Source organism: Nocardia africana NBRC 100379, assembly GCF_001612635.1.
Taxonomy (GTDB): Bacteria; Actinomycetota; Actinomycetes; order Mycobacteriales; family Mycobacteriaceae; genus Nocardia; species Nocardia africana.
Genome location: NZ_BDAV01000011.1, coordinates 41,902 through 62,684 on the forward strand (window position 1 = coordinate 41,902; position 20,783 = coordinate 62,684).

20 protein-coding genes and 1 riboswitch are annotated in these 20,783 nt (G+C 67.7%); of the genes, 9 read left to right on the top strand and 11 right to left on the bottom strand.

The features are described from left to right. Positions 1-18: 18 nt before the first annotated feature. Entirely contained in the window at positions 19-1,713 is a 1,695-nt protein-coding gene (locus tag NA3_RS19245; protein ID WP_062965035.1) for a GMC oxidoreductase, read from the bottom strand. 272 nt (positions 1,714-1,985) lie between these two features. Between NA3_RS19245 and NA3_RS19250 the strand changes: the two genes are divergently transcribed. The 7 genes from NA3_RS19250 (at position 1,986) to gcvP (ending at position 9,178) form a co-directional block, all read left to right on the top strand. Continuing rightward, positions 1,986-2,543 (top strand): CDP-alcohol phosphatidyltransferase family protein, encoded by a 558-nt coding sequence (locus NA3_RS19250; RefSeq protein WP_062965345.1) that lies wholly within the window; start codon positions 1,986-1,988, stop codon positions 2,541-2,543. A 162-nt stretch (positions 2,544-2,705) separates the two neighbouring features. Further along, positions 2,706-3,104, top strand: coding sequence for a glycine cleavage system protein GcvH (gcvH, locus tag NA3_RS19255; protein ID WP_062965036.1), 399 nt, complete (start codon positions 2,706-2,708; stop codon positions 3,102-3,104). Positions 3,105-3,323: 219 nt separating this feature from the next. Beyond that, positions 3,324-3,794, top strand: a complete 471-nt coding sequence (gene odhI, locus NA3_RS19260) for an oxoglutarate dehydrogenase inhibitor Odhl (RefSeq protein ID WP_036500944.1) — start codon at positions 3,324-3,326, stop codon at positions 3,792-3,794. Positions 3,795-3,849: 55 nt separating this feature from the next. Further along, complete coding sequence (gene ftsR, locus NA3_RS19265) at positions 3,850-4,623, top strand: transcriptional regulator FtsR (protein WP_157126576.1); 774 nt, start codon at positions 3,850-3,852, stop codon at positions 4,621-4,623. A 79-nt stretch (positions 4,624-4,702) separates the two neighbouring features. Then, on the top strand, positions 4,703-5,176 hold the full coding sequence (locus tag NA3_RS19270; protein ID WP_030517724.1) for a bifunctional nuclease family protein: 474 nt from the start codon (positions 4,703-4,705) through the stop codon (positions 5,174-5,176). Between the two features lie 241 nt (positions 5,177-5,417). Beyond that, positions 5,418-6,008, top strand: a complete 591-nt coding sequence (locus NA3_RS19275) for a MerR family transcriptional regulator (RefSeq protein ID WP_051024556.1) — start codon at positions 5,418-5,420, stop codon at positions 6,006-6,008. Between the two features lie 93 nt (positions 6,009-6,101). Then, a riboswitch (glycine riboswitch) is annotated at positions 6,102-6,196 on the top strand. A 168-nt stretch (positions 6,197-6,364) separates the two neighbouring features. Beyond that, complete coding sequence (gcvP, locus tag NA3_RS19280; RefSeq protein ID WP_062965038.1) at positions 6,365-9,178, top strand: aminomethyl-transferring glycine dehydrogenase; 2,814 nt, start codon at positions 6,365-6,367, stop codon at positions 9,176-9,178. Between the two features lie 103 nt (positions 9,179-9,281). On the opposite strand, the gene NA3_RS19285 is transcribed toward gcvP, so the two are convergent. From NA3_RS19285 to NA3_RS19325, 10 genes are all read right to left on the bottom strand, one after another. After that, a complete protein-coding gene (locus tag NA3_RS19285; RefSeq protein ID WP_181838460.1) occupies positions 9,282-10,955 on the bottom strand; it encodes a VWA domain-containing protein in 1,674 nt (557 codons plus the stop codon). Between the two features lie 105 nt (positions 10,956-11,060). Beyond that, complete coding sequence (locus tag NA3_RS19290) at positions 11,061-11,321, bottom strand: WhiB family transcriptional regulator (RefSeq protein WP_036500951.1); 261 nt, start codon at positions 11,319-11,321, stop codon at positions 11,061-11,063. A 34-nt stretch (positions 11,322-11,355) separates the two neighbouring features. After that, complete coding sequence (locus tag NA3_RS19295; RefSeq protein WP_062965347.1) at positions 11,356-11,925, bottom strand: HNH endonuclease; 570 nt, start codon at positions 11,923-11,925, stop codon at positions 11,356-11,358. Between the two features lie 54 nt (positions 11,926-11,979). Continuing rightward, positions 11,980-12,111, bottom strand: coding sequence for a hypothetical protein (locus tag NA3_RS39060; protein WP_258562174.1), 132 nt, complete (start codon positions 12,109-12,111; stop codon positions 11,980-11,982). 238 nt (positions 12,112-12,349) lie between these two features. Beyond that, a complete protein-coding gene (locus NA3_RS19300; protein WP_062965348.1) occupies positions 12,350-13,105 on the bottom strand; it encodes an NAD(P)H-dependent oxidoreductase in 756 nt (251 codons plus the stop codon). Positions 13,106-13,233: 128 nt separating this feature from the next. Continuing rightward, on the bottom strand, positions 13,234-15,417 hold the full coding sequence (locus NA3_RS19305; RefSeq protein ID WP_062965039.1) for a malate synthase G: 2,184 nt from the start codon (positions 15,415-15,417) through the stop codon (positions 13,234-13,236). A 227-nt stretch (positions 15,418-15,644) separates the two neighbouring features. Then, entirely contained in the window at positions 15,645-16,349 is a 705-nt protein-coding gene (locus NA3_RS19310) for a class I SAM-dependent DNA methyltransferase (protein WP_062965040.1), read from the bottom strand. Between the two features lie 151 nt (positions 16,350-16,500). After that, complete coding sequence (locus tag NA3_RS19315; protein ID WP_062965041.1) at positions 16,501-17,214, bottom strand: hypothetical protein; 714 nt, start codon at positions 17,212-17,214, stop codon at positions 16,501-16,503. A gap of 165 nt (positions 17,215-17,379) precedes the next feature. Further along, positions 17,380-18,042: a DUF305 domain-containing protein gene (locus NA3_RS19320; protein ID WP_062965042.1), complete on the bottom strand. Its 663-nt coding sequence runs from the start codon at positions 18,040-18,042 to the stop codon at positions 17,380-17,382. Then, complete coding sequence (locus NA3_RS19325) at positions 18,043-19,620, bottom strand: LVIVD repeat-containing protein (RefSeq protein ID WP_062965043.1); 1,578 nt, start codon at positions 19,618-19,620, stop codon at positions 18,043-18,045. Positions 19,621-19,876: 256 nt separating this feature from the next. Between NA3_RS19325 and NA3_RS19330 the strand changes: the two genes are divergently transcribed. Both NA3_RS19330 and NA3_RS19335 read left to right on the top strand, forming a co-directional pair. Further along, positions 19,877-20,251, top strand: a complete 375-nt coding sequence (locus tag NA3_RS19330) for a DUF8021 domain-containing protein (protein ID WP_174561094.1) — start codon at positions 19,877-19,879, stop codon at positions 20,249-20,251. A gap of 58 nt (positions 20,252-20,309) precedes the next feature. Then, the gene (locus NA3_RS19335) at positions 20,310-20,783 is read left to right on the top strand and encodes a nuclear transport factor 2 family protein (RefSeq protein ID WP_062965045.1); all 474 of its coding nucleotides are present in this window, start codon (positions 20,310-20,312) and stop codon (positions 20,781-20,783) included.

A 20,783-nucleotide genomic window follows, 5' to 3' on the forward strand; every position in this document is an offset into this window, starting at 1 on the left:
AGGCGCCCGCTATGCCGGTCAGCGCTCGGCGGGCGCGGGATCGATCGGCGCGATGGGTAGCCGCAGCGCGCCGGGTGCGGTGTCGGGCACGGTGGCGTAGTGCGGGGCGACCGGGTCGATGCGGCGGTAGCCCGCGCCGAGTTCCGGCCGCGGATCGGGTTCGCCCTTGTTGGGCCAGAACGCCATCGCGCGTTCGGCCTGCGCGGTGATCGTCAGCGACGGGTTCACCCCGAGGTTCGCGGTAACCGCGGAGCCATCGGCGATATGCAACCCGGGATGGCCGAAGACGCGCTGGTACGGGTCCACCACACCGCTTTCGGGTCCTTCGCCGATCACGCAGCCGCCGATGTAGTGCGCGGTGGCGGGGATGTTGAACACGTCCATGACGAGGCCGTGCACGTCGCCGTCGACCTTCTCCCCGAACCGGCGGCCGACCTCGTGGGCCAGCGGAATCCAGGTCGGATTCGGCTGTCCGGTGCCCTGTTTGGTCTTCAGCCGCCCCCAGCGGCGGAACGAGGTCAGCGAATTGTCCAGTGACTGCATCACCAGCAGGATCACCGACTTCTCCGAGGCGTGGCGGGCGTTGAGGCTGCGCGCGAACACCATCGGATGCAGCACGATGGCCAGCAGGAAGCGCAGGAACCGGAACGCGCCGCCGTCGACGATCGGCACCGACATCGGGAACAGCGCGTTCTGGCCCTTGCCGTAGTGGCAGACCTCGACGTGGGTGTCGGGTTCGGGATGGATCGAGGACGTGATGGCGATGCCCTCGGCGAAATCGCGGCGCTGCCGGCTGACCACATTGAGGATGGCCTCGGAGTTGCTACGGGTCAGCTCGCCCAGCCGGGGCGAGAGGTTCGGCAGCACCTTGTCGTCGCGCATCTTGTGCAGCAGCTTCTGGGTGCCCAGTGCCGCGGCGGCGAAGACGACCTGTTCGGCGGTGAAGGTCTTGCGGCCCTTGCGAACCCAGCGATCCGAACGCTGCGTCTCGATCGCGTAGCCGCCGCCCACCATCGGACGCACGCGCGTCGCCGTGGTCAGCTCGAACACCTTCGCGCCGGCCTGTTCGGCGAGATACAGATAGTTGGTGGGGGTGGTGTTCTTGGCATTGTGCGGGCAGCCGGTGAAGCAGCGCGCACAGTGGATGCAGCCGCTGCGGCGCGGGCCCGCACCGCCGAAGTAGGGGTCGTCGACCTCGACGCCGGGCTGCTCCTCGTTGAAGAACACGCCGACGTTGGTGGGGTGATAGGTATCGCCCACGCCGAGATCGTCTGCGATGGAACGGATCACCTCGTCGGCGGGCGTCACGCGCGGATTGGGCGCCACGCCCAGCATCCGCTTGGCCTGGTCGTAGTAGGGGGCCAGTTCACTGCGCCAGTCGGCGATATGGGCCCACTGCTTGTCGGTGTAGAAGTTCGGCAGCGGTTCGTAGAGGGTGTTGCCGTAGATCAGCGAGCCACCGCCCACACCGGCGGCGGAGAACACGGCGCACTTGCCGAGCACACTGATCCGCTGCGGGCCGGTGAGGCCCAGCCGTGGAGCCCAGATCGACTTGCGCACATTCCAATTCGAATTCGGAATGGACTCCGCGGGCCAGCGCCGGCCGGATTCCAGAACGGCCACCCGATAGCCCTTCTCGGTGAGGCGCAGCGCGCTGACGCTGCCACCGAAGCCGGAGCCGATCACCACCACGTCGTAGTCGAAGTCGGGCATGTCTTCCTCTCGTCACCGCATTCACAATGAAACGATCTTCGACTCATTGTGTCACTCGCTAGTGTGCCATCCGGCCGGATGCGACTGGTAAACCTATCGTGCCGCCGCACCCGTCGCGGCGTGCCCGAATGGCGCGGCGGGATCGGTTCGGGTAAGCAACAGGCGTGAGCAACCGACCGGCCGGCGGGTCCGGCCCCGACCATCAGGCCTCCGAGCGCTCGGAGCCCGCGCGCGAACCTGCCGGCGCCGCGGCCGGCACGGAAACCGACCGCATTCTCACCGTGCCGAACGTGCTGAGCGTGCTGCGGCTGATCGGCGTGCCGGTCTTCCTCTGGCTGCTGCTGGTCCTGCATGCCGACGGCTGGGCGTTCGCGCTGCTGGTCGCCAGTGGCGTCACCGACTACCTCGACGGAAAGCTGGCACGGCTACTGGATCAGTACTCGCGGCTGGGCGCTCTGCTGGACCCGCTGGTGGACCGGTTGTATCTCGTCGCCACCGTGCTCGGCCTGCTGGTGCGCGGAATCCTGCCGTGGCCGTTCGTCGTCGTGCTGATCGGCCGCGACCTGATCCTGAGCGCGACGCTGCCGATCTATCGCCGCCGCAACCTCGATCCGCCGGAGGTCATCTACCTCGGCAAGGCCGCCACCTTCGCGCTGATGTCGGCGCTGCCGTGGCTGCTGGCCGGCCAGATGGATTGGGCGGCAGCCGGTTTCGGCCGGGCCTTCGGCTGGGCGCTGCTGTGGTGGGGTACGGCGGTCTACGTGTGGACGGGTCTGCTGTATCTGCGCAAGGCCTTCGCCGTCGCGCGGACGATCCCCGTTGCGCGGTAGCGGACCGTGGCCGCCGCGCGGTAGCGGACCATACCTGTTGCGCCGCGAGCAACTTCGCAGCGGGGTGTGGCGATCCGCCGTGTCGGCCGGGGTCGATAGAGTTGTGCCGACCGCCGGTCGGCCGACACCCGTGAAAGGACGCCCCGTGAGAGGAATCAGCCTGTGACCAACCTTCCCGAGGACCTTCGCTACACCGAGGAACACGAGTGGGTGCAGCGGATCGCGCCGGACCGCGTGCGGGTCGGTATCACCGATTTCGCGCAGTCGCAGCTCGGTGATGTGGTGTTCGTGCAACTGCCGGCAGTCGACACCGTGGTGTCGGCCGGCGAGGCGATCGCCGAGGTCGAATCGACCAAGAGCGTCTCGGAGATCTACGCCCCGCTGAACGCGAAAGTCGTTGCGGCGAACGAAGATCTAGACTCCGAGCCGGAGTCGCTGAACACCGACCCCTACGGTGACGGCTGGATCTTCGAGCTGCAGATCGACGACGCCGAGGCACTCGATACCGCCCTCGGCGCACTGCTCGATGCCGCAGGTTACCAAGGAGTTATCGAGGGCTGAGTCAGCCTTCCCAGTTCTACCTGCACGGGTGCGGCCCAGCAGGGTACGGTCAATGCCAACAGATGTGCCGGCGGCCGGTGCCGGGAACTCTGCCGGAACTTGCCGGTGACACCTGACAGCGCGACAGCCGGTCGCGATGGGTGGCGGCGGTGAGGGCAGTGCGCTCGGAATTGGCGCCGGATACCGGTACGGAAAATCGGTTCGAGGAGGAGAGCAAGGGTGAGCGAGAACAAAGACCCGGGATACGGGGAGAGCGCGGCCGAAACGACTTCGGTGTTCCGCGCTGACTTCCTCAACGAGGTCGACGCGTCGCGCTCCGGTGAGCAGACCGGCGAACAGCCGGTGCAAGGGGTCGAGGGGCTGCCCGCGGGTGCCGCCCTGCTGGTGGTCAAGCGCGGTCCCAACGCGGGGTCGCGGTTCCTGTTGGATCAGCCCACCACGTCGGCGGGCCGTCACCCCGACAGCGACATCTTTCTCGACGATGTCACCGTGTCCCGTCGGCACGCGGAGTTCCGGCAGGACGAGGACACCTTCCAGGTCGTCGACGTGGGCAGCCTGAACGGCACCTACGTCAACCGCGAGCCGGTGGATTCCTCGGAGCTGCAGAACGGTGACGAGGTGCAGATCGGCAAGTTCCGGCTGGTCTTCCTGACCGGACCGCGGCCGCAGGTCAACGAGCCGAGCGCATAAACGGCCGAGGCGGATTCCACTGATGACTGGCGCAGCGCAATGGACACGCGGAGGAATGTCGATCGGCTCCGTGCTGGACCTGCTGCGTCCGGATTTTCCGGACATCACCATCTCCAAGATCCGCTTCCTCGAATCGGAGGGGCTGATCCGCCCGGAGCGCACGCCTTCGGGATATCGCAGATTCTCGGTCGCCGATGTCGAACGGCTGAAGTTCGTGCTGACCGCGCAGCGGGATCAGTATCTGCCGCTGAAGGTGATCAAGGAGCAGCTCGAAGCGATCGACCGCGGCGCGGCGACCCTGGGTGTGCGCGAGGCGCGGGCCCGGGCCGACGGCGCCGGTGTGGACGGCTCGGGGCGTGCGCCCGAGTCCACCCGCCCGGTAGGCGCCCCCGCGGCGCCCCGGCGGCTGGGGGTGGTGCCCGGCGAGGTGTCGCCGGACGAATTGCGTCTCGATCACGAAATCCGCGTCACGCGTGCCGATCTGCTGGAGCAGGCCGGGATAGATGAGAAATTTCTCACCGAACTGATTCGCGCCGGGCTGATCACGCCCGGCGCTGCCGGATTCTTCGACGCCGAGGCGGTCACCTTGGCTCGCACCGCTCAGGCGATGAGCGAATTCGGTTTGGAGGCACGGCATCTGCGGGCGTTCAAGCTGGCAGCGGACCGGGAGGCGGCGATGATCGCCCAGATCGCCGCGCCGATAGCCAAGAGTCGCGACGCCGATGCCCGGGCCCGCGCCGAGGAGACCGTACGCGAGTTGGCGGCGTTGTCGCTGACGCTGCATACCAGCTTGGTGAAGACGTCGGTGCGGGCTTCCCTCGGCGGCTGAATTCTTCGCCTAGACTCGGTGATACGGCCTGCCCAGCTGGGCTCGTGCGGGCGGCCGGCGAGTATGGGAGGCCAGTGCGATGAGTGAAATGCGTGTGATCGGCATCCGGGTCGAGCAGCCCCAGAACCAGCCCGTGTTGCTGCTGCGTGAAGAGTCGGGCGACCGTTATCTGCCCATTTGGATCGGTCAGGCCGAGGCGACCGCCATCGTGCTCGAGCAGGAGGGGGTGACCCCGATCCGGCCCCTGACCCACGACTTGATCAAGATCCTGATCCACGACCTCGGCCACACCTTGAAAGAGGTGCGAATCGTGGACCTGCAGGAGGGCACCTTCTACGCCGACCTCGTCTTCGACAACGACGTGCGGATCTCCGCACGTCCGTCGGACTCGATAGCTATCGCCTTGCGGGTCGGTTGCCCGATCTACGCGGAGGAACCGGTCCTCGAGGAAGCCGGGCTGGTGATGCCCGACGAACGCGAGGACGAGGTCGAGAAGTTCAAGGAATTCTTGGAGTCGGTCTCACCGGACGATTTCAAGGCCACCGACAGCTGAGCTGTTTCGAGGACACGACAGCTGAGCTGTCGGCGAAGACTCCGACAGGTGAGCTGTCCGGATCATCGGTCACCGCGGGGCGGTGTGGTGATCTTGAACTGTGCTCTATACCTCACGTAGAGGGTGAGAAACACGCCGCACGCGGAGTTTGGCTCCATGCCCGTGCTGCCGAGACAATCGACAGAGTAGCCTCGACAGTTAGGCCGTTGTTCTTCTTCGGCGATGCAGTGAGGGAGTAGCAGTGGGAGACCGACCGCAGCAACCAGCACCCGACCCGCGGCCCACCGCGGTCGTGCAGCCAGGGCTGTTCCCTGACGACACGGTGCCCGACGAGCTGGTCGGTTACCGCGTTCCCAGCGCATGCCAGGTGGCCGGTATCACCTACCGGCAGCTCGACTACTGGGCCCGCACCGGGCTCGTCGTCCCCTCGATTCGCAGCGCCACCGGTTCCGGCAGCCAGCGCCTGTACTCCTTCAAGGACATCCTGGTCCTCAAGATCGTCAAGCGGCTGCTCGACGCCGGGATCTCGCTGCAGAACATCCGCATCGCCGTCGATCATCTGCGTAGCCGTGGGGTGGAGGATCTGGCCGGGATCACGCTGTTCTCCGATGGCACCACCGTCTACGAATGTTCCTCGCCGGAAGAGGTCGTCGATTTACTGCAGGGCGGTCAGGGCGTCTTCGGCATCGCCGTCAGCGGAGCCATGCGCGAGCTGACCGGTGCGATCGCCAACTTCCCGGCCGAACGCGCCGAAACCCATGAGGCGAGCGACCGGCCCGAGGACGAACTCGCCTATCGCCGCAAGGCGCGCGAGAACCGCAAGACGGGATAAATCGTCGGTCGCCGGATGTGACGGAGCCGACTGCGCGCTGAGCTGGGTCGGAAACATGGCGTTTACCGCGCACCGCTTAGACTGAGGGTGCGTCGCCGCCGTGCGGGAGAGTTCCGGGTTCGTCCCGGACGCCGAAGGAGCAGCACCTCCCCGTCAATCTCTCAGGCATCAGGGACCGTACGGAGTTCGACGCCTCTGGAAAGCGGCGGCCGCACACAATGCGGGCCGCCCGCCCATGGGGAAAGGGATCGCGCGCGACCCCGAATCTCTCAGGCGCCACGACAGAGGGGGAGGGCCGACAGTCGTCGACGTGGCACCCGGGGTGCCGGTCGACCCGCCCGAGCCTTGGAGCTGCCGTGACCCGTAGTTTCGCCGACCGCCACATCGGACCCGACACCACCGAACTCGATCGGATCCTCGATACCGTCGGCGTCGGGTCGATGGACGAACTCGCGGCACGCGCCGTTCCCGCGAGCATTCTGGACGCCGCCGGTGAGACCGGGCTCGACGCGCTGCCGGCCGCGGTCTCCGAACACGACGCGCTCACCGAGCTCGCTGCCCTCGCACAGTCGAACACCGTCGCCACGTCGATGATCGGCCTCGGTTACTACGACACCCTGACCCCGCCGGTGCTGGTCCGCAACCTGCTGGAAAACCCCGCCTGGTACACCGCCTACACGCCGTATCAGCCCGAGATCAGCCAGGGCCGGCTCGAGGCGCTGCTGAACTTCCAGACCATGGTCTCCGATCTGACCGGGATGGAGGTGGCCAACGCCTCGATGCTGGACGAGGCGACCGCCGCCGCCGAGGCGATGACGCTGCTGCAGCGCGCCAACCGCAAGAGCACCTCCCAGCGCCTGCTCATCGATGCCGACCTCTTCCCGCAGACGCGCACCGTGCTGGCCACCCGGGCCGAACCGCTCGGCATCACGCTGGTCGAGGCGGATCTGAGTTCCGGCGAACTGCCCGAGGGCGACTTCTTCGGCGTGGTCCTGCAGACGCCGGGCGCCTCCGGGCGGATCGCGGACCCCACCGCGGTGATCGCCGCGGCGCACGAGCGAGGTGCGCTGGTCGCGGTCGGCGCCGATCTGCTGGCGCTGACGCTCATCACCCCGCCCGGGGAGCAGGGCGCCGACGTGTGCTTCGGCACCACCCAGCGGTTCGGTGTCCCACTCGGTTTCGGCGGTCCGCACGCCGGATATCTCGCGGTGCGCACCGCACACGCGCGGCAACTGCCCGGCCGCCTGGTCGGTGTCTCGCTGGACGCCGACGGAGACCGCGCCTACCGGCTCGCGCTGCAGACCCGCGAACAGCACATCCGCCGCGAGAAGGCGACCTCGAACATCTGCACCGCGCAGGTGCTGCTGGCCATCGTGGCCGCGATGTATGCCTCCTACCACGGCGCCGACGGGCTGCGCGCCATCGCGCGGCGCGTGCACGGCCACGCCGAGCGGCTCGCCGGCGGGCTCGGCGACGCGGTCGTGCACGAACGTTTCTTCGACACCGTCCTGGTGTCGGTGCCGGGTGGCGCCGAGGCCGTGGTCGCCAAGGCCAAGGGCCGCGGAATCAACCTGCGCCTGGTCGACGCCGATCACGTGGCGGTGGCCTGCGACGAGGCGACCACCGAGGCCCAGGTGGCGATCGTGCTGGAATGCTTCGGCGCCGACGGGGTGCCGGAGACGGCCGCACTGCCCTCGATCGAGACCCGGACCTCGGCCTATCTGACCCATCCGGCGTTCACCCGTTACCACACCGAAACCGCGATGCTGCGGTATCTGCGGCAGCTGTCGGACAAGGATATCGCCTTGGACCGCAGCATGATTCCGCTCGGCTCGTGCACGATGAAGCTCAACGCCACCGCCGAGATGGAGCCCATCACCTGGCCCGGCTTCGCGCGCCTGCACCCGTACGCGCCGCTGGAGGACGTGCCGGGCATGCTGCGCGTGATCGAGGATCTCGAGCGCTGGCTGGCCGCGGTCACCGGATACGACCGGGTGAGCCTGCAGCCCAATGCCGGCAGCCAGGGCGAGTACGCGGGATTGCTCGCGATCCGCCGCTATCACCTCGACCGCGGCGACACCCACCGCGACACCTGCCTGATTCCCTCCAGCGCGCACGGCACCAACGCCGCGTCCGCGGCAATGGCCGGACTGCGGGTGGAGGTCGTGAAATGCCGGGACAACGGCGACGTCGATCTGGACGATCTGCGCGCCAAGATCGCCGATCACGCCGACCGGCTGGCCTGCATCATGATCACCTATCCGTCCACCCACGGCGTGTACGAGCACGAGGTGGCCGAGTTGTGCGCACTCGTGCACGACGCGGGCGGCCAGGTGTACGTCGACGGCGCGAATCTCAACGCCCTTGTGGGACTTGCCCGTCCGGGTCGCTTCGGCGGTGACGTCTCGCATTTGAACCTGCACAAGACCTTCTGCATCCCGCACGGCGGTGGCGGTCCCGGCGTGGGCCCGGTCGCGGTGCGCGAGCATCTGGCGCCCTACCTTCCGGGCGATCCGCTGCAGGCGGAGTCGCACGCGGTGTCCGCGGCGCGGTACGGGTCGGCCTCGATCCTACCGATCACCTGGGCTTATATCCGGATGATGGGCGCCGACGGCCTGCGCCGGGCGACACTGACCGCGATCGCCTCGGCCAATTACCTTGCGCGGCGGCTGGATTCGCATTTCCCGGTGCTCTACACCGGGGAGAACGGCATGGTCGCCCACGAGTGCATCCTGGATCTGCGCGAGATCACCAAGCGCACCGGCGTGACCGTCGACGATGTCGCGAAACGCTTGGCAGACTATGGATTCCACGCTCCGACGATGAGTTTCCCGGTGGCCGGGACACTGATGGTCGAGCCCACCGAGAGTGAGAATCTCGACGAACTCGACGCCTTCGCCGACGCGATGATCGCGATCAAGGGCGAGATCGACGAGGTCGCCGCCGGTACCTGGCCGGTCGAGCAGAGCCCGCTGCGCGGCGCCCCGCATACCGCCGCCGCGCTCGTCGGTGAGTGGGATTATCCCTACAGCCGGGAGACCGCCGTCTACCCGCTGGGTGTGCACTCCGGCCGGGCCAAGGTGTGGCCCGCGGTCCGGCGCATCGACGGCGCCTTCGGTGACCGCAACCTGGTGTGCTCGTGCCCGCCGCTCGAGGCGTACACCGACTGAGTACGAGCCGGGCGCAGGCGGTCACGCTCCGGCGGCGACCGCCTGCGCGTCGGCCTCGGCGAGGCGTTCGGTGGCGGCCGGCTTGCCGGGCGTGCGACCGGTGCTACGGCGTGGTCAGCGCGTGGTTGACGGCCGTGCCGAAGGTCATGTCGTCGGAGGTGCTGACCTTGGTGTAGGTGCCGCCGGTCTTCTGGGCCAGATTCTGCAGGGTCTGCGCGCCCTGGCCGCCGATGACGATCACGTCCACCCGCACCGGATGCGCGGCATCGGCGGCGCCGGTGATGTCGGCGATCAGCTGATCCCCGGTCACCGAGGAATTGTCGTTCGGGCCGCCGGTGATGAGCAGCACCGAATTCGTCTTACCCGCGGAATAGTTCTTCACCGCGCTGCGGTAGGCGGCCTCGAGCGACGGGTAGGTGCGGTCGGTGCTCGAACCGGCGAGCGTGACATTGCCCAGGGCCGTCGCCAATTCGGTGCGATGCTGCTGGGTGAGCGCCTGGGTGGGCGCGACCATCCGGTAGGGAGTGCCGTCGGTCAATTGGTTGGCGTAGATCCAGGCGCCGGCACCGAAATCCGGCGGCATGGTGTCGAGCGTCGACTGGACCGCGGCGAGCGTGTTGTTCAACCGCGACATCGAACCGTCGTTGGTGGCCATCGCCGCCGAGGTGTCGATGAGGATCGTGGCCTGCACGCCCAGCACCGGATGGGCGAGCACCGACTGCACCCGGTCCAGGACCGACTTCGCCGGCACCGCGGCGGGGGTGGCGGCCGCGGCGCCGAATCCGTTGTCGGTGAACAGCTTCTGCTGGTCGGGGGCGCGCAGGAAGTCGGCGAACATGCCGGCGACGAGGTTCTGGGTCTTGTCCACCCAGCTTCCGGTGAGCATCGCGGCGGGGTGATCGGCGACCGGCGCGGCACCGGTCGGATGGAACAGCGCGACGTTCGGCCGTGCCTTGGCTTGCTGCTCGGTAACTGCTACGGCGTGGATGGGGGAGTTGGGCCCCTGTGCGGAGTCCGCGACCGCCGCCAGCGCGGAGGCGGTGTCGCCGGATTCCGGTGCGTCGGCGGCCAATCCGGAGATGGCGGCGATGACCTGACCGGACGCGGCGGCCTCATCGGTCAGCGGATCGGAACCGGAGACGGCCGACCCGACCGCCACCGCGGCGGCCAGCGAATCGTCACCCGGGGGCATCGCCATGCGCAGCGGACCCCAGCTGCCGAGGCCGATATCGCCGAGCGAGCCGCGCTGCAGCCGCGCCAGATCCGACCAGCTGAGGTTGGCCTTCTCCATCGCTTGCGCCAGGGGGCCGGGAGCGGCCACCGCGATCGGGCTGACGGCGATCGAGGCCGGCGTGCCCTGGACCAGTCCCGGCACCCGCATCTGCTCGACCGCGCGCGACGAACTCGGAATCCAGAGACCGGGTTGCGGGCCCAGCTTGGCGTCCCAGTTCGGTGCGGTGAGCCCGGTCACCATCGCAGCGGTGGTCCGTTCGGTGACGGAGACCTTCGCGCAGTGGTCGCGCACCTGGGGGTGGGCGGCGTTGTAGCGGTCGGCGGCGGCGCGCACGGGAGCGGCGATATCGGGGTCGACGGTGACGGCCAGGGTCACCGGGCCCTCGATGCACTGGCCGGCGGCGCTGCGGTTCTCCGATGCCGAACGATTGCTGAGCCAGAACCAACCGGCGACCGCCGCGATCAGCAGCAGGACCGCTACCACGGTGATAACCAAACCTTTGCTGACGCCCCGTGATCCGTCCGCGCTGCGATGTGTGCCCACGATTTTCCAGTGTATGGTCACGCGAAAACCGGCGCTCGACCAGGATCGGTCGAGCGCCGGGTCACGGATCGGGCGAGTGGCGCGGACCACTCGCCCGTGTCGTTCTCAGTCGCGGATCAGCTTGCCGCGGTCGAATTCGTGACCGCCCCACACACCGGACTGGCCGGTGGTGGCCGCGAACTCCGCGCACTGCCGGCGAATGGGGCAGCCGGCGCAGATTCCGCGCGCGTAGTCGAAGTCCTGCGACGGGTACGGGAACCAGGCATCGTGGTTCGGGTCACCCTTGCATGCGGCCTGTTCCCAGCTCTGTGTATCCGAGACCGGGAGCAGATCCACCAGGGTGAGTGCCGGAGTCGTAGTTGTCATATCGGATCCCTCCTTTCTCGGGATGTGCGGGTGTTCACTGTGCGCCGGTGGCGGTGGGTTGCGCGCCGGTGGCGACGAGGTCCTTCCAGATCCGCCGCTGCCGCCGCTGCAGGTCGGTGGGAGCCTTCGGTTCCCAGAGCAGTCGCATCCCGGCCTCGTCCGGGGTGCGGTCGGCCTTGCGGGTGTTGCACGGTCCGCAGGCGGCGATCAGGTTGTTCCAGGTGTTGGGTCCGCCCCGGCTGCGCGGGCGGATGTGGTCGACGGTGCGCGCCCAGCCGGCGCAGTATCCGCACCGGTGACGGTCCCGTCGCAACACACCCGCGAGGGTGGCCCGGCTCTCGTCGTGCACGAGCACGCTGTGCTCGAGGTAGACGTAGCGCAGCAGCCGAATCGTTTGCGGCAGAGCGATTTCCAGATGCTTGGAGCGAATCGGGAAACGAGGTTGCCGCTCGGCCACGGTCTCGGCGGCACCGCTGATCACCAGCACCACCGCGCGATCGGCGCCGATATCGGTCAGTGCCTCGTAGGAGGCGTTGAGGACCAGTACCGGGGCGTGTATCCAGTTGTCGGGAGCGAGGGGTCTTTCGGCGTGACGAGACAGCATGGGAGTCACCATGTTTCGTGAAAGGGCGGAACGAGAAGGAGAGCGGGGAGCCGGTCAGGCTTGCTGGAAGAGGGGGCCGGATTCCCGGTCGACGCGCCGCAGACTGTGCTGCGACTGCTCGATGCCGGTCGAAAGTCGCTGCCCGGCAGAATTGTTCATCTCGTCGCGCATACTCGTCGGATACATCGGCCACCTCCTCCTTCCCGTTACTCGTCGCGTGGCCCGCCGCGCCGGCGGGACCGGTTGATCATCGTTGCCATGGTGACACAGCGTTACCGCCGTTGTCGGGTCATTTTTTTCGCCGCCGCAACCGATCCGGCAGTCTACGAACCCCCTGGTGCGGTGATTACAGCACCGGAGGCGGGCGAACTATTCCCTTTCCCGCGCACACGGGGTGTGCGCTGGGCCACGGCCGGTGTGCGTCTCAGCCGGCGCGGTGCAGTGCGAATCCGGTCGCGTCGCGGCCCAAGCCGTCCCGGAGTCGCAGGCTGCGGTCGTAGTCGCCGCCGGCCTGGGTGCGGTAGGGAATCGGTTCGATCGTCTCGATCCCAGCCAGCCGGTCCCGCAGGTCGGCGGCGATATCGGCGAAGCGTTCGGAGTCGACCCGGATGGTGCCGTGCACGAGGAACGGCGGCAGTACATCCATGCCGGGGTAGTAGAGGATGCCGTGGTGGATGGGGAAGAGCAGGTCGTCGATGTGACCGTTGATCCCGCGGTCGGAGTAGGCGGGTTCGCGTCCGCCGATGGAGACCACCAGCATGGCTCGCCGCCCGCTCAGCGCGCCCGCGCCGTAGCGGGGCAGCGCCGTGCTGCCCGATCCGTAGGCGAAGCCGTTGGTGAACACCCGGTCCACCCAGCCCTTGAGGATGGCGGGCATCGAGTACCACCACAGCGGAAAGTGCATCAGCACCACGTCGGCCCACCGCAGTTTGTCCTGTTCGGCCTTGATATCGGCTGCCAGCGTGCCGTTGGCGTACGCCTCGCCGGAGGCCTGCATGAAGGTGCCCGCACCGGTCTCGCCGAAGTCGCCGGCATCGGCCTGCGCCTTCCATCCCATCGCATACAGATCGCTGACCACGACCTCGTGGCCCGCGCCGCGAAGGTGATGCACCGCAACGTCTTTGAGAGCTCCGGTGAGCGAATCGGGTTCGGGATGCGCATACACGATCAGAATTCGCATATGTGGCGACAACGGTTCGATACCGCCGCGCATTCCCGCGTCCGGACGCGAAGCAGCCCCGGTCGTTCGATACGACCGGGGCTGCGACGTCAGCCGTTCGCCGTGACAGGGGCGCGACGAGTGTCGGATCAGCCCTTCGCGGCGAGCGCCTTCGCCTCACGGCGGCGGCGGTGCAGGATGGGCTCGGTGTAGCCGTTGGGCTGGCGGGTGCCTTCGAGGATCAGTTCCTTGGCGGCCTGGAAGGCGACGCTGCCGGCGAAGTCGGGCGCCATCGGCTTATAGGCGGCGTCACCGGCGTTCTGCCGGTCCACGACGGGCGCCATCCGCTCCAGGCTCTCGACGATCTGCTCCTCGGTGACGATGCCGTGGCGCAGCCAGTTCGCCATCAGCTGGCTCGAAATACGCAGGGTCGCACGGTCTTCCATGAGCGCGACGTCGTTGATGTCGGGCACCTTGGAGCAGCCGACGCCCTGATCGATCCAGCGGACCACGTAGCCCAGGATGGACTGCGAGTTGTTGTCCAGCTCGTTGCGGATCTCCTCGGCCGACCAGTTGGTGTCGGCGGCCAGGGGGATCTCCAGGATCTGGTCGACGGTGGCGCGCGGGCCGCCCTTGGCGATCTCGGCCTGTCGCTTGAACACGTCCACCAGGTGGTAGTGGGTGGCGTGCAGGGTGGCGGCGGTCGGGGAGGGGACCCAGGCGGTGGTGGCGCCGGCGCGCGGGTGGCCGATCTTCTGCTCGAGCATGTCGTGCATCAGGTCCGGCATGGCCCACATGCCCTTACCGATCTGTGCCTTGTGCTGCAGGCCGGTGGCCAGGCCCTTGTCGACGTTCCAGTCCTCGTAGGCCAGGATCCACTGCTGCTTCTTCATCTCGGCCTTGCGGATCATCGGGCCGGCCTCCATGGAGGTGTGGATCTCGTCGCCGGTGCGGTCCAGGAAGCCGGTGTTGATGAACACCACGCGGTCCTTCGCGGCCGCGATGCAGGCCTCGAGGTTGACCGTGGTCCGGCGCTCCTCGTCCATGATGCCGACCTTGAGGGTGTTGCGGGGCAGGCCCAGCACATCCTCGACGCGGCCGAACAGCTCGTTGGCGAAGGCGACCTCGTCGGGGCCGTGCATCTTCGGCTTCACGATGTAGACCGAACCGGTGCGCGAGTTGCTGACCCTGGCGTTGCCGTTGAGCGAGTGGACCGCGATCAGCGAGGTGATCAGGCCGTCGAGGATGCCCTCGGGCACCTCGTTGCCCTCGGCGTCGAGGATCGCGTCGGAGGTCATCAGGTGGCCCACGTTGCGGACGAACAGCAGCGAGCGGCCGTGCAGGACCACGTCCTTGCCGTCGAGACCGGTGTACACCCGGTCCGGGTTCATCGTGCGGGTGAAGGTCTTGCCGCCCTTGCTGACCTCTTCGGCCAGATCGCCCTTCATCAGGCCCAGCCAGTTGTGGTAGCAGAGCACCTTGTCCTCGGCGTCGACCGCGGCCACCGAGTCCTCGAAGTCCATGATCGTGGTGACCGCGGACTCGAGCACGACGTCCTTGACGCCGGCGTCGTCGGTCTTGCCGATCGGCGATTCCGGGTCGATCTGGATGTCGATGTGCAAACCGTTGTGGCGCAGCAGGATCGAGCTCGGCGCGGACGGATCGCCCAGGTAGCCGACCAGGGCCGAGGAATCGGCCAGGCCGATGTCGGTGCCGTCCTCGAGGGTGACCTCGAGTTCACCGTCGACGATCTTGTAGGCCTTGGAGCCGACGTGCGAGCCGGTGATCAGCGGCACGGCGTCGTCGAGGAAGTTGCGCGCCCACTCGATGACCTTGTCGCCGCGGACCTTGTTGTAGCTGGTGCCCTTTTCCGCGCCGCCCGCCTCGGAGATGGCGTCGGTGCCGTAGAGCGCGTCGTAGAGCGAGCCCCAGCGCGCGTTGGCGGCGTTGATGGCGAAGCGCGCGTTGCTCACCGGCACGACCAGCTGCGGGCCGGCGGTGGTGGCGATCTCGTCGTCGACGTTCTGGGTGCCGATGGCGAAATCGGCGGGCTCCTCGCGCAGGTAGCCGATCTCGGCGAGGAACTTCTTGTAGGCGGCCTTGTCGTAGCCCTTGCCCGGGTTCTCGGCGTGCCAGGCGTCGAGTTTGCCCTGGATCTCGTCGCGTTCGGCCAGCAGGGCGCGGTTGCGGGGAGCGAGGTCGTTGATGACGCTCTCCGCACCGGTCCAGAACGCGGCGGAATCTACGCCGGAGCCGGGGAGCGCCTCGTTCTCCACGAAATCGTGAAGAACCTTGGCCACCTGGAGCCCGCCGACCTGAATCCGCTCTGTCATCTACTGCCTCATTTCGAGAAAGCCGGATGGAAAAAGTACGCCTGTCATGTTACCCATGGGTAGTCGCGCGGTCGCGGTCGGCATCGATTGAGCAGGCCCGATTGTATCGTGGGCCACAACTGCGGTCGCCTGCCCCCCGGGGCGTCTCAGGCTCGGGAATTCGGTAGTGCGGCGAGCTGTCGACGGCCGTTCGGCATCGGGATGCCGGTAGCTGAGCAGCGGGTTCGTCACGTTACAGGCAGCGTCCAGGCCAGCGCCATGCTGAACGGATGTCCGAGCAGACCCTTCCATTTCGGCTTGGTCGCGAGCCAGGCCTCCTCGACCAGAGCCTCGGCGGCCTCCTCCAGGCGCCAGCCGGCGTCATTCCCGGCGGTGACATGCTCGCTGAACATGTGCAGGTGGGTGTCGATCGCCAGCGGTTCCCCCGACTCGCCGGTGTAGTGCGTGGGCATTCCGGTCACCATGAGGAACTGAGGGTGGTAGCTGACCATGACGAAGGCGCCGCCGGGCGCTGCCAGGCGCCGGGCTTCGGCGTAGAGCGGGGCCAGGTCGGGTAGATGTTCATCGATGAGGGAGCAGATCACCAGATCGTACGTGCCGCCGGGCAATCCGCTGTCACGCACGTCGGCACGGGTGAGTGTGGTGTGTGCCCCGCGGTCGCGCGCCACGCTGAGCATCCCCTCGCTCAGATCCACCCCATCGATGTGCGCGACTCCCCGCTCACGCAACCAGCGGCCGGTGCGGCCGGTACCGCAGCCCAGGTCGGCCGCGCGGCGCCCGCACTCCCAGTTCGGTCGGCGCAGCCGGTTCAGCAGTGCCAGATCCATGTCGTCCATGACGGTCCGGTCGTAGGTGGGGGCCCATCCGTCGTATCCGGTGGCGACGTCGACGGTGCGGTAGTGACGGCGGTCGTAATCCGCGAAGGTCGGCATAACGCCAGTATTGTCCCTGCGGCAAGCGCTTTTTCGACCTGGATTTCGCCCTGCGACGTCCGCCCGGATTCCTACGCTGCCGCCTATCGCAACCTGGCGGGCGCGCGAGCCGCCGATCTCGACCGACGTCCCTGACCGGTACGGGTGACGGTTACCGCCGGGGCTCGATCCACAGTGCTTCGGCCAGCACGCGCAGATCGCCCTTCGGTGTGGAAATAGCCACGCCGACAGTGTGTTTGCGCCCCGACGCGGCGATCGGCCAGGCCCACACGAGATACTTCTCCCCGGCGCGCACGGGCCCGATGCGTCGGGTGGTGAGGGCGGCCGTGAGGCCCCCGGGGGACATTCCGGACAGCTCGATGGCTGCCCAGCCGCCGGGGCAGTCGACGGCGGACCAGATGTTCTCGGTGGTGAGATGTCCACCGGGCCCGGCCAATTCGGCATCGGGAACCCAGGCGGCCGCGACGAGGTCCTGGTCGCGCACCCGCCACGGATACAGCCGCAGGCCCCGGCCCGGCGTGTTCGCGGTGCCGCAGCCGTAGCAGTCGGGAATCGGGCGGCCCGCCGCGAACGAATCGCGGGACGCGACGACCGCCTGGTCCCATGTGGGTGGCGGCGTGACGGCCAATTCCACAGAACCCGGACTCGCCTCGGCGAGGACCGTACCCTCGGAATCGGTGAGCACGCTGCCCGATTCGGAATCGGTGATCTGCACCGGCGTCCGCACCGGAACACCGCGCCGGAAGTCCACACGCACCTCACCGCCGACGCGATCGGCGAGCAAGCCCGCCACATAGCCGCCGAACGCCAGGTCCGGATAACCGTGGATATGCGTGGGAATGGTGATCGCCGTACCGACAGTCATCCGCGTCCGAACCTCTCGATTGTGTGCCGACCCAGCGACCATAGCGGCACCCACCGACAACCATGCGTCGGGCGGATGGTTCGCGCCACCGGACCGGCCGTCTCGCGGAGCCGGTGGACACGGCGGGGGTGTGCCCATGCCGCCGCGTGCATCGCCGGAATCGACCTAGGGGAGTGGTTGCGCCCCGCGCTGGTTCAGCAGCAGCGCGATCAAGCCGGTCTCCTGGCTCTGTGCGACGAGCATGGCCCGGGCCTGCTCCTTCACCGCGCCGGAGGCGATCTGCCGGTCGGCGGCGCGAGCCATCGCGATGCCGCCCTGGTGATGGCGGTACATCAGTTGCAGGAAAAGGACTTCCGCATCGCGCCCCCGGGCGGCCGAGAGCCGGTCCAACTCGGCCGTGCTCGCCATACCCGGCATCATGGCCACCGGAGCGGTCACGGCCGGCGTAGTGGAAGGCCCGCTCATCGAATGATGATGGGTGGCAACCGTTTCCGCCGTCATCCATGCCATCGGATGCTCCGACATCGGTGCGGCGTTCGCCAGGCGCAGCCATCCGAGCATCGTGCCGATCTCCACGCGCTGTGACTGGTCGATCTGCTGCGCCAGCCGCGATACCTGGGGGTCCACCCCGGGGTCCAGGCGTTGCACCATCTGGATCGCCTGCTGATGGTGAGCCGTCATATCCTGGGCGAAACCGATCTCGGTCGTGTCGAGAACCGGTGCGGCGGTGTGCTTCTCGGGCAGTACGACCGGCCGCAGCGCGGCGCCGATCACCAGCAGGATCAACGCCGTCGCCGCGTAGGAGCCCCAGCGCAGCCATCGTGACATCTAGGACCCCACGATCGACTGCTGGTCGGCCGGTGGCGAATACACGTCGTTGTCCAGCTGCAACACCATGAATCCGTTGTCGTTGCAGGAGGTCCACAGCTGGCTGCCGTGCCATTCCGGCGGCGCGAAACACCAGTCCGAGGACACGTCACCGAAGGCCAGCATCCCGCTGCGCGGTGACAAGGCCTGGGCCGGGTCGAATTTCCCGTCCAGAATGGCGCGCGCCACCGAAAAGCCTTCCAGCGCAGGCGGTCCGATCAGGGAACCCAGCGCGTGGGGTGAATTCCACAGTTGCAGATTCTGTCCGGTGCGGGCGGGCGGATTGAAGTAGGCGATCTCGTGCACCCGGAACGGATCGCGCACATCGAACACCCGGATGCCGGACGATTCCCATCCGCAGGCCAGCGCCGTCGGATTCTCGGGACGGTCGGCCGCGCAGTAGTGCGGATCATAGGAGAACACCGAACCGCCCATCGAGGAGGCGAGCATGCTGTCCTGGTTCTCCGGCAGGTCGATCCGCAACTTGATCTTCTCGACGACCTTGGGATTGTTCTCGTCGGAGATGTCGACCAGTTTCACCCCGCCGGCTCCCGCCTCGTCGACGGTGAACAGATACGGGGTGCCGTCGTAGCTCACCGGCACGCTGTGCTGGGTCGCCCAGCCGTCGGTCCAGAACACCCGGCCGATGTGGTTGACCTGCGGATTCGGATCGCGACGCTGTACCGCGCTGATATCGAGCACGGTGAAACCGCCCAGTGCCGACAGATACATGCGGTTGCCGTCGGGGCTGATGCCGAAGCCGTGCGCCTCGATGCCGGTGAGCCCCTGCCAGATCACGTGCGGATTCGCCGGATCGGTGAGGTCGACCGCGCTGACGAAACCGGGCGCGATACCCGAGGCCCAATAGGTGCGGCCGTCGGGGGAGAAGCCGCCCTCGTGGGTGGTGATGGGCAGGGGCATGGCCAGATTGGTGCCCGGCCCCGGGTTGAGCAGCCGCGGATGCGCACAGTCGGAGATGTCGTAGACCGACAGGTAGCCCGTGCCCTCCAGGAATGGAACCCCGGTGCCCACCAGCAGTTTTCGTGCGGTGTTGACTTTCAGGCTCTCCCACGTTCCGGCCATCATCGCCGGTTCGGTGAGGGTGGTGCTCAGCACCGGATGCGCCGGATCGGAGGCGTCGATCACCTGCACGCCCTGGGCGGGACCGAGCAGATCACCGGGGAAGAACGAGCCGGTGTAGGAACAGTGGTCGTAGGTGGTGGAGGTGATGCCGGCGCCGTGGCCGGCATATCCGCCGACGAACGACATATTGCAGCTGTAGCCCTGCGTGCTGCGGCCGGAGGCGCGGTCGGCGGCCGGAACGTCGCCCTGCATCCCGGTTTCCGGCCGTGAGCCCGGGCCGCAGTCGGCCGGGGGCACCGCGACCTTCCCGATGTCGAGGAACTGCTGCACCTGGGTGGCGATATCGGATTGCAGATCCGCCGACGCGCCGCCGACCGGCAGAATCGCGGCCGCGAGCACGGCCGCGGCCGCGGCGATGAGTGGTTTGGGCGTGCGACTGCCAGACCTCCGCGCCATTGCGGGACCCCCACCTTCCACAGTGAAACGGGTTACACATCGCCGAACGCGGAGATACCCGGTACCGCCGGTCTCGGAGATGCATCGAAACGGTAGCTCGAGCACCCTCTCACCGGACTCGTTTTCGGCGAAAGCAGTCCGGGTGACCCGATCTGTTGCGCCACAGCAACACGTGAGACAAACTCGGCGGATGGGAATGAAACACGTTGCAGTCATATCGGGTGCGGTGGCTGCCGCGTTGAACGCCGGAGTGGGAATGGCTGCGGCAGCACCGAATCCGGCCGATACGCCCCGGCAGGCCGTCGCCCGCGCGTATATCGATGCGCTGGTCTCACACGACGCGAGCGCGGTGCCGTTCGCGCCGGACGCCACCCGTGTCGAAGCCGGGTTGCAGACGGGCTATTCGGGACCGCAATTGACACAGGACCTGAATCACGGCGTCCAGTATTCGGTGATTCAGGACATTCGCGATCTGCGGATGACCGAATGCGGTGACGTGGTGACCGCGCGCTATCTGCTCGACTCCGGTGTCGACGGGGTGCGGCTGATGACCGTCGACATCACCGAAACCTTCGTCATTCCCGACGGCACCATTCACACCATCAACGCCACCATCGACCCGGTGGTGTGACCGCGCGCGGCGCGGGATCGGAAGGCACCGGAACACAACCGGAGAGCGAGGAAAAGGTATGTCCGACAACGATGATCCGCGGGCGGTCGTGCTGCGGCTGTGGGCGGCGCTGGCCCGGCGCGACTGGGACGCGGTGGCCGCATCGCTCACCGAGGACTGTATCTACCTCGACGTGCCGACCGGTCCCACGCTGGCCGCGAAGGGGCCGGCCGATACCGTCAAACGTCTGCGCATCGGACTGGCCGGACTGGCCGAATACACCAATCACGACGGACTGCTGGTCGCCGACGGCCCGGATGTGATGTACGAGCACTCCGAAACCTGGGTGTGGCCGACGGGCGAGCGCGCCGAGCTGCCGTTCGTCTCCGTGCACCGGGTCCGCGACGGGCGTGTCTCGCTGTGGAAGGACTACTGGAACTTCGACACCCTCATCTCTGCGGCGCCGCCCACCTGGCTGGCCGATTTCGCGGAGGCGGACATGTCGTGGATCTACGACGCCACGGCGGAATTGAGTATCCGCCGCGCGAGCTGA